Here is an 11,946-nt window from a genome sequence, read left to right on the forward strand (position 1 = left end):
TTTTAGCAAAGATTGCCCGCATGGCTTTTAGGTAGCGGTTCAGTGTGAAATCAAACAAGTGATTGTATAATCTCGCTTATGATAGATCCAAAATCCATTGAAAAACTCAAAGAACAAGCCGATATAATCGACATCGTAGGGCACTATATCCCGCTTAAGAAATCAGGCTCAAACTACGTCTGCGTATGTCCGTTTCACGACGATAAAAACCCGAGCATGAGCGTGAGCCCAAGCCGCGGGATATTTCACTGCTTTTCGTGCAAGGCGGGCGGAGACGTCATAAAATTCGTGATGGATTACGAGAAGCTTACATATCCGGAAGCTATCGAAAAGATCGCAATGCTTTCAAATTTCACGCTTAATTACGTAAAAAACGAGCGTGAAAATGTGAAAGAAAATAAACACGTCCTTGAAAAAGCAAACGCCTACTATCGCAGTTTGCTTTATAAGACTCCTGCGGCGATAGAGTATCTATACTCGCGGGGTGTTACGGATGCGCTTTGTGAGAAATTTGAACTTGGGTTTGCACCTGATAGCATTCAGACGATAAGACTGCTTGAAAACGAGCAAATTTTGCCAAACGAAGCGCTTGAAGCAGGCATCGTCAAGCAAAACGAAAGCGGAATTTACGCAAGTTTTATCCAGCGTATCACTTTTCCGATCTACACGCACACGGGCAAGCTTGTTGGCTTTGGCGGACGCACGCTTTCGGGACATCAGGCTAAATACGTAAATTCGCCTCAGAGTGAAATTTTTGATAAATCAACGCTTTTTTACGGTTACCACTTGGCAAAACGCGACATTCACACCAAAAATCAAATCATCATCACCGAAGGCTATCTTGACGTGATTATGCTTCATCATGCTGGATTTACGAACGCCGTAGCAGTGCTTGGAACGGCTCTTACGCAAAAGCACTTGCCGCTTTTAAAACGAGGCGAGCTAAGCGTGGTGCTTTGCTTTGACGGTGATAGTGCGGGCATAAACGCAGCGGTTAAATCTGCTCACTTGCTTGCGCAAAACGAGATAGACGGAAGTGTCGTTATCCTTGAAGGCGGAGCCGATCCTGCCGATATGGTCGTAGCAGGCAAGATAAAAGAGCTTGGCGATATGTTTGAAAGCGGAGTTGAGATCGGAGAGTTTTATATAAGAAATTTAGTGGCCAAATTTGACCTAACCCGCCCGATACAAAAGCAAAAGGCTCTTGAAGAGGTGCGTGAATTTACGATGAGTTTAAAGCCGATAATCGCAAATTCTTATGCGCCGCTTGTGGCAAATTTGCTTAAGATAGATATGAATTCCTTTCGTTTAAGCGGTGTTACAAGGCAAAATCTTAACTCTCAAGATTTCGTTTCTCAGCAGGAATATCAAATTGCATATCAAACAAACGGCATGAAAATTCCGCTTCGTTCAAGCGTAGAAATTCAGCTTATTAAGACAATTTTAGAAAATCAGAATTTAAGCGATATGGTTTTAGATTTAGTAAGGCGAGAGTATTTTTTGAGATACGGTGATATATTTGATGCGGTATTGCGAAGATCGGATGAGGATGAGCCTATTTTACGCGAAATTTTGCTATTTAACGTTGATGTTTTACAAGATGAAGCGACAGTACTAAAAGCTATTTATAGGCTTAAAATTGATTATTACAAAGATATGCGGGCTAATTGTTTGGCTTCAAATATACCTTATGAAAAAAAAGAGATCACTTTAAAAAAAATAAGAAAAGTATTAGAAGATTTGGAGGAAAAATTTAAAAAGTGAAATCGTTAGTTTTATTTAGCGGTGGGCTTGATAGTATGCTTGCTATCAGGCTTTTAAAGGAGCAAGGCGTAGATGTGCTTGCTATTCATATTGATATAGGATTTGGCGCGGGCGAGAGTAAATTTGAGGTGCTTAAAAAGCGTGCGGCGATGGCGGGAGCGGAGTTAAAGATAGTCGATATCAGAAGCGAATATTTGCAAAATGTGCTTTTTAACCCGAAATTTGGCTATGGCAAGCATTTTAATCCCTGTATTGATTGTCACGCGTATATGTTTAAGACGGCTCTTAGTATGATGGAGGATGAGGGTGCGAGCTTTATCGCTACGGGCGAGGTTCTTGGGCAGCGCCCGATGAGCCAAAGGCGCGATGCGATGGTGCATGTAAAGACCTTGGCTAGAGATGAAGACGATCTTATCTTGCGTCCGATGTCGGCACTTCTTATGAAGCCAACCAAACCCGAGCGCGAAGGCTGGGTGGATAGAGAGCGTCTGCTTGGACTTAGCGGAAGAGATAGAAAACCTCAGATAGCACTTGCTAAGAAATTCGGTTTTGTGGATTTTGAAAGCCCTGCGGGTGGGTGCTTGCTCACGGTTGAAGGCTTTGCAAACAAGATAAAAGACTTTTTAAAATTTGATAAAGATATGAGCCTAAAAGATATGCAGCTTCTTAGGATAGGGCGGCATTTGCGGCTTAAAAACGGCTCAAAGATGGTTATCGGGCGTGATGAAAGCGATAATGAAAAACTGCTCACACTTGAAAATCCCAAATTTGTGCAGATAAAATTTGACGATAGCGTCGTGGGCGCGGTTAGTCTTGTAAATTTAAATGCCGATGAGGAGGATCTTAAATTTGCCGTGAGGCTTGCGCTTGCTTATACAAGAGCGGATAAAGAGCGCGAGTATAGCGCTAAAGTCGGCGAAAAAACTATCATCACAAAACCATTTGAGGATAAAAGCCCCGCTCAGGAGTGGTTTATAACGTAAAGGAGAATTTATATGGTGCCAAGTCATAAATAGATGATGCTGCCGATACTTAGATTTCTTGGCACTAAAAGCAAAGCCGATAGAAAAGAAATTTATGAATTCGTGGCGAAATATTTTAAACTTAGCTATGATGAAAAGGAGCTTAAAATACCAAGCGGCAAAGTGCTTTTATACGTAAGCAGGGCTAGTTGGGCGTTAAGCTATCTTGCCTCTATACAAGAGGTTATGAATTTGCCAAAAAATAAAAGACCTGCCAGTAAGATAGGACGAGGAACTTTTAAGATAACAGAATTTGGTGTAAAAATTTGCTCCGATAAGAACTCTGAGGCTAAATTTAGCTCTTGGTATGACGAGGTTTATAGCAAAACCAAAAGTAGTAAACATAATAAGCCGTTATCCACAAACGAACAAAATTACAAAGATATAACTCCGATAGAAGCTATAAATAGTGCCGATATCGCGCTCAAAGAGCTTCTAAAGACTCAAATTTTAGATGAGATAAACGCTAAAAGTCCCAAATTCTTTGAAGACTTGGTAAAAAATCTTTTGGTTAAGATGGGTTACGGCGAAGGCACACTCACAAAAGATGGAGCCGATGGCGGTATAGATGGGATAATAAACGAAGATGAGCTTGGAATTTCTAAAATTTATATTCAGGCTAAGCGCTGGTAAGGAAGCATCACCCGTCCCGAGCTTAATAAATTTGCAGGAGCTATTTTAGATAAGCAGACGAAAAAGGGCGTTTTCATCACTACTTCAAAATTTACTAAAGATGCCGAGCATTATGCGAAAAACTTGCAGGATCACTCTATAGCTCTCATTGACGGCGAGCGACTTGCGGAATTGATGATAAAGTATAAGGTGGGCGTTGAGGTCAGGCAAAATATCGAAATTTGCGAAGTCGATAAGGATTTTTTCGATGAGTTTATGGAGTGATTAAATCTTTACGTTTATCCTTTTGCCAAGCGTGTAAAATTCGCCGCCTACTACGTAGTGAAGGCTTCTTAACTCCTCCTTGCACTCGTCAAATTTCCACCTGCCATCCTTAAATACTTGCTCGTCAGCCCATGCTCCCACGATATCGCCCATAAATAGGTCAAATTCGCTCTGGTTTTGCTTGTTTGTTAGCACCTTACAAACTAACCAAGCTATGCAGTCGCTAACTAACGGCACGTCAAAGCTGTTTTGATAAAAGAGCCTTACATCTTGCATTTTAGCGGCGTTTTGATGCCTTGAAATGGAGCCTAGCTTCATAACCAAATTCGCCTGTTTGACGCATGGAATACTAACGGCAAAATATCCGCTTTTTTCTATAAGTGAGCGAGTAAATGCGCCAGAATCAACCACCACACTTATCTTGTCATAATCCAGCGCGCAAACCCAAGACGCACTCATCGCGTTTTCTATGCCATCAAATTTGGCGCTTATCAGGCAGGTTGGACCGGTATTTACGAGCCTATATGCCTTCGCAGGCTCTACTTTCTTTATCATTTTTGCTCCTGTTTTGCGCTAACACGGCTTGTTAGTTAGTGTTAGTTTGCCAAATTTAAAATTTCCTCTATCGTTTTTCTAGTGTAAATTTTATCCATTCTCCAAGCTACGGCATTTTGCGCGGCGACATCAAGGATCTCTTCTAGTGCGCTTTTATCTATGTTTAGCTGTTTAAGGCTAGTTGGCGTGCCTATCTTATCAAACCAAGCTTTAAGCGCTCTTATGCCCTCGTCTGCCGAATTTACGTCAAAGATTTCTCGTCCAAACCGCTCAAACTGCGCCAAATTTTTATCCTTATACCACTTCATCCAAGCAGGCATCACCACCGAAAGCCCTGCTCCGTGCGCACAATCAGTTACCGCGCTCATGGCATGCTCTATCATGTGATTTGGAAAGCTTATACCTTTTGTTCCTGCGCGAGTCATGTGATTTAGTGCCATTGTCGCAGCCCAGGCAAACTCGGCTCTCGCGTCGTAATCGCTTGGATCTTCAAGCAAAATTTCTGTCGTTCTTATTATCGTTTTGATGTTGGCCTCAACTTGCAAATTTATGATTTGCGGATGGATGCTAGCGGTGAAATACCCCTCGATGGAGTGCGCGATCACATCGCTTGCGGAGTAGGCCAGATACTCGCTTGTGACGGTTGCTTGAAGCCTTGGGTTGATGACTGAAACCTTTGGGAAAAGCACCTCGCCGCTTATGGCGTATTTTTGTTTGGTCTCTTCTTTTGTCACGATCGCGCCGTTGTTCATCTCGCTTGCAGTCGCAGCCAAAGTCATGATGTCAAAGATTTTAAGGGCAGCTTTTGGAGTTTTGCCTGTGAAAAAGTCCCACACATCGCCCTCATAACAAGCTCCTGCCGCGATAGCCTTAGCCGAATCCAGCACCGAGCCGCCTCCTACAGCTAGCACGCTATCTGCACCAAATTCTCTTGCGAGCTTGATGGCTTCGTTTACTTTGCTTAGCACGGGATTGCTCTTAACTCCGCCAAGTGCGGCAAATTCTATCCTCTCTTGCTTAAGGCTTTTTGCCACTACGTCAAATAGCCCCGTGCGCTTTATGCGCTCGCTTCCGTAGAGCAAAAGCACCTTTTTAGCACCAAATTCTCTCATGTAAGCGCCGATATTTTGCTCTTTGCCTTCACCAAATTCTATCCTAACTGGGTTATAAAAGCTAAAATGATACATTTTTACTCCTTTTGGGTATTAAGTAGATTGATTATAACAAAAAACTAAAATCAAATAAAAATTTTATTAAAAGTATAAAAGCAGGCTCGGCTTCTTCTTGAATAATCTGTTTTAGTGTTAAATTTTATATTCATTTAACACTAAAATAATAACATCGCATCAAAGTAAAAATTAATAAAATTTTGCTTCTTTTTTATTTTTATGTATAATTAACGATTTTTAAATAAATTTAAAAGGATTATATAATGACTTTAACTCAATCAGAAGTATCGGCTCTATACGTAAGCTTGTTCGGTAGAGCGAGTGAAGGTGTCGGTAATAAATACTGGCAAGATAGTGCAAAGGCTAACAATTGGAATTTTGCAACAACAGCTCAAAAGATGCTTGAAACACAAGCATCTAAGGATTTCTTTGGAAATTCGATGAATTCGAACGAGGCTTTTATAGCTCACATATATAAGACTACTTTAAACAAAGATGCTAATTCGGATGCTCAAGGTAAGGCTTTTTGGGTGGATGCTTTAAATAAAGGTCTAGATAGAGGAGCTGTAGTTTCAGAGCTTTTAAAAGCGGCACTTGATACTAAATACGCGCAGGATAAAGACCCGGCTACTAAAGCGGCTCATGAGCTTTTGGTTAATAAGATAATAGCTTCAAATGCTGTCGCAGACAGTATTGGCGATATTGCTTTAGGAAAAGATATAAAAGAGCAGCTTAAGCCTTTTATAGATATAAATAATCTTATTGGCTCGTCTTCTAAACAAGAAGACATAAGAAATGCGATTAACAGTCAAAAAAACAGTTTAAAAATAGATAATGCTAAACTTCAAAAATCAACCGAACTAAACGATAAAATAAAAATTTTAACAGAGACCCTGCATAAAAGTGCTGATGAGATAAGGAAAGAATTGGGAAATAATACAACTCCACCTTTGCCAAAGCCTGACAAGTCAAAACCTGATGAGCCAAAGCCTGACAAGCCAAAACCTGATAAGCCTAACAATCCGAACGATAACGATGATGTAAAAGAGGTTGAAGTTAGCTTAGTACAAAAAGCAGGTGGATTTTCAGCTAGAGTTACAAAAGACGGCAAACACTATTTTATAGATATTAAAGGTAACAATAATGCAGATGCTAATTTGCAAGTTGGCGATAAGATAATATTAAGAGGCGAACAAGTATTTTTAAAAAACGGCTATAAAAATTTAAAAGCGGAAATTTATAATATAAAAAATCCATCCAACGACTCGACAAAAGAAGGACTTGACCAAGATGAAGACGTATTGTCCGTAATAACTTCAAATCGTGATAAATTTGTAGTAAAAGATCAAGAAAACGGTGTAAAAGCGGGAGATTTTAGTGGTGCGATATTTAATTCTCAAGATGGATACGTGACAAAAAATGATGGAAAGACTCTTATAGAAGGGACTTTAAATGGAGCAGAAGCCACAAATATAAAAGATGGCGACGAAGTCTCAAACATATATAAAGTAGTAAAAAACGGAGTTACCACGTATCAAATAGCCGCCGATGCTAATCTTAAAAAAGGAGGTTTTGTTATAGATGCTAAACCCGGAGATATAATAGATTTTATAGATAATACTCAGTCTATAACTAGAAACGATCAGCCTGATATTAATGCCGCAAATAAAAAAGCATTTGTAATGAAAGGCGATTCTTTGTTGATTATAATATACGGAGACGTTTCGGGAAAGAGAGACGATGATGTTATAATAGAATTTAAAAATGTAAATTTAGGAAAAATAAAAGTGGGTGAGTCGGCTAAAGGAACTGTAGCCGGTAAATTTATCTTGCAAGAAAATATTCTTAAAGAGGGATTGCAAAAGATAAGCGATAAAGACGGATTTGCAAATTTGTTGGATGACAACAGCGGTATTGCTTTTAGAACCATATATGACTCTTTATATAAAGACGCTCTTGGGAAATACTTTGCAGATGCTCGGGGAGAGCAACCTATCGACTTGTTTGATAGTACGGGAGGAGTATTTGTTGGTCGAGTTAAATTCTCAAACGGCGATATTTATGGTTTTGACTCAGCAAAAAAGATAAATAAGTCCGATTTGAATAAGTATAATATTGATTATGTTTTGAATAATTCAAAAGATAGCGATTGGCTTATCACTGAAGATAAGACTTATGTATTCAGCGGAATAAAAAAAGTATCCGTAGTCGAGTCTAAGAAAGATTATTTTAAATTTACAGATGATAAGGGAGACGATAATATAACCTTCGAACAAGCGAAGACTATGACCAAAGAGAAATTCTTAAGCGGTAATATATATAACTTTGTAAATGAAGACGATTCGCTTGTGATTGATGGAGAAGTAACTTTTACGTTTGGACAAAATCAAATGATAAAAAAAGTTACTGAAATAACTCACTCCAAATTATTGGATATATTGAGTAGAGGTATTGGAAATAAGATTCAAGATGGGGCGATAGAGTTAAAATCAGATGAAAACATTGGCTATCAAGATATAAAATCTCTAGTGCCGCATAAAGATAAACTAAAAGATAAATCAATAGGAAAAATTTCTCCGCTTAAACTGGAAGAATTTTTGAGTGACGATATAAAAAATTTATCCGCCAAGATCAAGGAAGAAACAATATCTTTAATAAACGAAAATCCTTTTACGGTAGAGCAACTAAAAAGTATAGCAAATAGTGGAAATGCATTAAAATTAACACCATATGCTATATCAAAAATCGAACCTATGTCTATTCAAGATGCTAAAGATTTGTCCGAGAGTCTAAGCAATAAGATCCAATCAATGAGTATGGAGATCACAAAATCAACCGCCGCCGAGATAGAAGATTTTGTAAAAAATGAATTAGGGGGACTTAATTTGCTTTTTGAGGATATCAAACTTATCAAATCAAGCGACGGTAAGGAGATCACGCTAACTGCGGAAAAGGTTAATTATGCTTTGGATATTTTATCCGAGGATGATAAAATAAAGATAACTGACATTGATAGTTCCGATGAAAGAATTGCTATTCATAAAAACGTCGATAAATTTACAATGAAACAAGGCTCTACAATCAAGATAACCATAGACGAGTTTACTCAAGTTAAAGCAAAACTTGAAGGAGAAGGTAAATTTGAAATTTCAAAAGTTAAGGGTAATATAGAGGCAAGCAATGCCGATGAAACTTTTATCCTTGCAAATGATGTTTTAAATCTGTCTATAAGTGAATTTAATGTAGCTAAAGACAAAATAAATTTTAGTGGATTAGAAATGAAGGCAAAAGAGTTAAATTTGGCTGCTACTACTACGAATAAAGAGATAGAAAACAACAAAGTATATGAAATTCATCTTGATGAGGTTTTGGAAGCAAAGGACTTTGGTGGAAATGATTTTACGGAATTGTTTGGGGCAGGAAAGAAATTTAATATGAGTGCACCAGCATCTAAAACCGCAGTAGTAATAGTAAAAGGAACGGATAAAACTCAAATTTACAAAATTGCAGCAAATAACGATGCGGTATTTGATAGTAATGATGTCTCTTTATTGGGCACTGTAACTTCTAGCAACGGCGCAGTTGATTTTACGGATGCTAATATTATAGTTGGATGAAATTAAATAGCAAAAGACGAAGATGAATTATTTCCTTGTCTTTTAAGTTTGGCTAGCAGTATGAAATTAATATATCTGCTAGCCAAAACTATAAATTATTCTTTGCTGGCAAAATTCACGATTCGTGGCTTTACTATTCGCTTATAGTCTTTCGTGCTTAAGATGATAGAGCGATCAAGTAAGCCCGCATTAAAGGCTATCTCGTCAAATCTTTTAAATAGCCTGCTATCAACGATCAGCTCAAGTCTTTCATGAAAACTAAAGGGCGGAACCGAGCCGATAACGCAATCTGTAAGTTCGCTAACTTCCGCAGGACTTGCCAAAGAGGTTTTAGTACCGTCAAATTCGCAAGTAATAGCCTCTAAATTTGCTTTATAATCCGCAGGAAGAACTGCTAAAACATAATGTTTTGTGTTTTTAAGAGAACTACTTGGGTATGCTTGATCCGCTTTAGAGCTTTCTTTACTTGTAGTTGAAATTTGTGGATTAACAACTCCTTTTATCACGCACACAAGAGCCTTTGCTCCCTGTCCTATGAGCGTGCCGCGTGCTTTAGCGGAAGCTTCTGAAGTAGCTGCAGGCTCGTGATTTACGACTCTAAAATCAGCTTTGTTTTCGTTTAAAAGAGTGATGATTTTATTCAAAATTTGCTCTGACATAAATTTCCTTTATTAATCTTAAACTTACGCTAAATTTTAAATTTGAGTTTAGAAATTTTAGCTTAATTTGGTTATGATTTTAAGAAAACTAGAGCGGATAAAGCTTAAAACGAGGGTTGTATGCAAATAGATATCAATAACGTTCAGATTGAAGCGGGTTGGAAAGAGGCTCTTAAGGAGGAGTTTTTAAGTCCGTACTTCGCTCAGATAAAACAAAATTTGATAAGTGCTTTGAGATTAGGCAGGGTCTATCCGCCAAATTCGCTTATATTTAACGCTTTTAATTTAACGCCTTTTGATAAAGTGAAAGTCGTAATTCTCGGGCAAGATCCATATCATGGCGCAGGTCAGGCTATGGGGCTTAGTTTTAGCGTGCCAAACGGAGTGCGAGTGCCGCCGAGTCTGGTTAATATCTATAAAGAAATTTACGATGATCTTGGGATTAGCGAGCCAAATTCCGGTGATCTTACTTACTGGGCGAAGCAAGGAGTGTTGCTTCTTAATGCGACTTTGACGGTTGGGGCAGGGCAAGCAAATTCGCATGCAAATTTTGGCTGGCAGGAATTTACCGATGCTGCTATAAGAGTCGTTAGCGATAAAAAAGAAAATGTAGTATTTATGCTTTGGGGAAATCCCGCAAAGGCTAAAATGCCGCTTATAGATGCTAACAAACACCTTGTACTAACGGCCGCTCATCCAAGTCCGTTAGCGCGCGGCGCGTTCTTTGGTTCGCGTCATTTTTCAAAGTGTAACGACTATCTTGTTAGTAAAGGCATGAGAGCGATTGATTGGGATTTGAATAATTATAAGTATTAAAAAGGGTTTTTATGGCTAAGCAAAATAAAATTAAAGCGGCGATAGTTTATGATTTTGACGGGACGTTAGCGCAAGGCAATATACAGGAAAACTCGTTTTTGCCTAGTATCGGCACAAGCAAAGATAGCTTTTGGAAAGAGGTAAAGCAGATAGCCAAAGCAAACGAGATGGACGAAATTTTAGCCTACATGTATCTTATGATCTCAAAAGCGTCGCTAAATAAAGCTAAATACGACAAAAACAGCATAAGGGCGCACGGAGAAAGCGTTGTGTTGTTTAATGGAGCTGAAGAGTATTTTGGCAAGATAAATGAGTATGCAAAAAGCAAAAATATCGAGCTTGAGCACTATATCATATCTTCAGGCACCAAAGAGATGATAGAGGGCACTTCTATAGCTAAAAATTTCAAATACATCTACGCTTCATCGTATTTTTACGATCAGCACGATATACCTATCTGGCCTGCGATGGCTATAAACTACACGACAAAGACGCAGTTTTTATTCAGGATAAATAAAGGCATTGATAACGCATGGGATAACTCTTTAATCAACAAATACGTAGACGAAGAGCAAAGAGAAATTCCTTTTAGTAGGATGATTTACATAGGTGATGGAGAGACGGATATACCGGCTATGAAGATGGTTAATTATCAAGGAGGCTTTTCTATAGCCGTCTATCCGCCTAACAAAAGAAACGCTAAATTTAAAGCCGAAGAGCTTATAAAATATAAAAGAGCCACCTATGCCGCCGAGGCGGATTATAGAGAGGATAAGAAAATTTTTAAAATTTTAAAATCAATTTTAGATCACATTTACGCCTTGCAGCAGATCGAAAAATATAAGAAAATTTAAGGATAAATATGCGCAGAAAAGATAGAAATTTATGCAACGAAGAGGGACTTGAGATAATCGATAACAGCGAGTATGCCGTTATAAGCTGCGTAGATGAGAGCGGTGGAGTATTTTCTATACCTATCTCTATAGCAAGAGAAGGCATGAGTGTCTATATACACGGCGCGGTTGCAGGCTCAAAGGCTAGGCTTTTTAAAGACGGCAAAGATGTTAAGATGGTGTGCGTGTCGTATAATAAAGTTCCAAAGCATACCGAGGCTGAATTTGAGGCGATGAAGGATGATGGAGCTAGGCTTGCAAGTAGAGTCTTTACTACCGAATACAAAAGCGCGATAGCCGAGACTAAGGCTTATCTTGTCGCTGAGGATACTAAGAAAATCAAAGCTTTACGGCTTCTTTGTGAAAAATATACGCCTGAATATATGAGTGCGTTTGAAACCGCGGCGTATCACGGGTTAAATCATCTTTATATTTACGAGCTTAAAATAAAATCTCTAAGCGCCAAGGCTAAAATTTTGTAAAAATTAAGATATATTTTTTATTCGCATACAAATTTATCTCTACCGACCAGTAAAAATAAATCACTATTGCAA

At 38.6% G+C, this 11,946-nt stretch carries 9 protein-coding genes and 1 pseudogene; 7 read left to right on the top strand and 3 right to left on the bottom strand.

Features of this window, described 5'->3' with window-relative positions:
• Positions 1 to 78 precede the first annotated feature (78 nt).
• The 3 genes and pseudogenes from dnaG (at position 79) to CDOM16188_RS00300 (ending at position 3,683) form a co-directional block, all read left to right on the top strand.
• Positions 79 to 1,764 carry a DNA primase gene (dnaG, locus tag CDOM16188_RS00290; protein WP_172197139.1) on the top strand — a complete coding sequence of 562 codons (1,686 nt, stop codon included), beginning with the start codon at positions 79 to 81 and terminating at the stop codon, positions 1,762 to 1,764.
• Positions 1,761 to 2,747: an argininosuccinate synthase domain-containing protein gene (locus tag CDOM16188_RS00295; RefSeq protein WP_172197141.1), complete on the top strand. Its 987-nt coding sequence runs from the start codon at positions 1,761 to 1,763 to the stop codon at positions 2,745 to 2,747. The genes dnaG and CDOM16188_RS00295 overlap by 4 nt, the downstream gene beginning before the upstream one ends.
• A gap of 36 nt (positions 2,748 to 2,783) precedes the next feature.
• Positions 2,784 to 3,683: pseudogene (locus CDOM16188_RS00300) on the top strand (restriction endonuclease).
• Here CDOM16188_RS00300 and CDOM16188_RS00305 read toward each other — a convergent pair.
• Together CDOM16188_RS00305 and CDOM16188_RS00310 are read right to left on the bottom strand one after the other, a co-directional pair.
• Positions 3,684 to 4,238 carry a flavin reductase family protein gene (locus tag CDOM16188_RS00305; protein ID WP_172197143.1) on the bottom strand — a complete coding sequence of 185 codons (555 nt, stop codon included), beginning with the start codon at positions 4,236 to 4,238 and terminating at the stop codon, positions 3,684 to 3,686.
• Positions 4,239 to 4,279: 41 nt separating this feature from the next.
• Positions 4,280 to 5,425 carry an iron-containing alcohol dehydrogenase gene (locus tag CDOM16188_RS00310; RefSeq protein ID WP_172197146.1) on the bottom strand — a complete coding sequence of 382 codons (1,146 nt, stop codon included), beginning with the start codon at positions 5,423 to 5,425 and terminating at the stop codon, positions 4,280 to 4,282.
• 245 nt (positions 5,426 to 5,670) lie between these two features.
• On the opposite strand from CDOM16188_RS00310, the gene CDOM16188_RS00315 reads away from it, so the two are divergent.
• Positions 5,671 to 9,024: a DUF4214 domain-containing protein gene (locus CDOM16188_RS00315; protein ID WP_172197149.1), complete on the top strand. Its 3,354-nt coding sequence runs from the start codon at positions 5,671 to 5,673 to the stop codon at positions 9,022 to 9,024.
• A gap of 95 nt (positions 9,025 to 9,119) precedes the next feature.
• Here CDOM16188_RS00315 and CDOM16188_RS00320 read toward each other — a convergent pair whose 3' ends face one another.
• A complete protein-coding gene (locus CDOM16188_RS00320; RefSeq protein ID WP_172197152.1) occupies positions 9,120 to 9,683 on the bottom strand; it encodes a YbaK/EbsC family protein in 564 nt (187 codons plus the stop codon).
• A 120-nt stretch (positions 9,684 to 9,803) separates the two neighbouring features.
• Between CDOM16188_RS00320 and ung the strand changes: the two genes are divergently transcribed.
• From ung to CDOM16188_RS00335, 3 genes are read left to right on the top strand one after another with little or no spacing between them, the layout of a single operon-like run.
• Positions 9,804 to 10,499, top strand: coding sequence for a uracil-DNA glycosylase (ung, locus tag CDOM16188_RS00325; RefSeq protein ID WP_172197155.1), 696 nt, complete (start codon positions 9,804 to 9,806; stop codon positions 10,497 to 10,499).
• Between the two features lie 11 nt (positions 10,500 to 10,510).
• Complete coding sequence (locus tag CDOM16188_RS00330) at positions 10,511 to 11,353, top strand: HAD family hydrolase (RefSeq protein WP_172197158.1); 843 nt, start codon at positions 10,511 to 10,513, stop codon at positions 11,351 to 11,353.
• Positions 11,354 to 11,361: 8 nt separating this feature from the next.
• Positions 11,362 to 11,874, top strand: coding sequence for a pyridoxamine 5'-phosphate oxidase family protein (locus CDOM16188_RS00335; protein ID WP_172197161.1), 513 nt, complete (start codon positions 11,362 to 11,364; stop codon positions 11,872 to 11,874).
• The last annotated feature ends 72 nt before the right edge of the window (positions 11,875 to 11,946 follow it).

This window comes from Campylobacter sp. RM16188, from assembly GCF_012978795.1.
Lineage (GTDB): Bacteria > Campylobacterota > Campylobacteria > Campylobacterales > Campylobacteraceae > Campylobacter_A > Campylobacter_A canis.

What these genes read in the sequence shown, in the direction of transcription:
- CDOM16188_RS00315 (WP_172197149.1), top strand. Translation starts at nt 5,671, where the DNA reads ATGACTTTAACTCAATCAGAAGTATCGGCTCTATACGTAAGCTTGTTC.
- CDOM16188_RS00305 (WP_172197143.1), bottom strand. Translation starts at nt 4,238, where the DNA reads ATGATAAAGAAAGTAGAGCCTGCGAAGGCATATAGGCTCGTAAATACC.
- ung (WP_172197155.1), top strand. Translation starts at nt 9,804, where the DNA reads ATGCAAATAGATATCAATAACGTTCAGATTGAAGCGGGTTGGAAAGAG.
- CDOM16188_RS00335 (WP_172197161.1), top strand. Translation starts at nt 11,362, where the DNA reads ATGCGCAGAAAAGATAGAAATTTATGCAACGAAGAGGGACTTGAGATA.
- dnaG (WP_172197139.1), top strand. Translation starts at nt 79, where the DNA reads ATGATAGATCCAAAATCCATTGAAAAACTCAAAGAACAAGCCGATATA.
- CDOM16188_RS00330 (WP_172197158.1), top strand. Translation starts at nt 10,511, where the DNA reads ATGGCTAAGCAAAATAAAATTAAAGCGGCGATAGTTTATGATTTTGAC.
- CDOM16188_RS00310 (WP_172197146.1), bottom strand. Translation starts at nt 5,425, where the DNA reads ATGTATCATTTTAGCTTTTATAACCCAGTTAGGATAGAATTTGGTGAA.
- CDOM16188_RS00320 (WP_172197152.1), bottom strand. Translation starts at nt 9,683, where the DNA reads ATGTCAGAGCAAATTTTGAATAAAATCATCACTCTTTTAAACGAAAAC.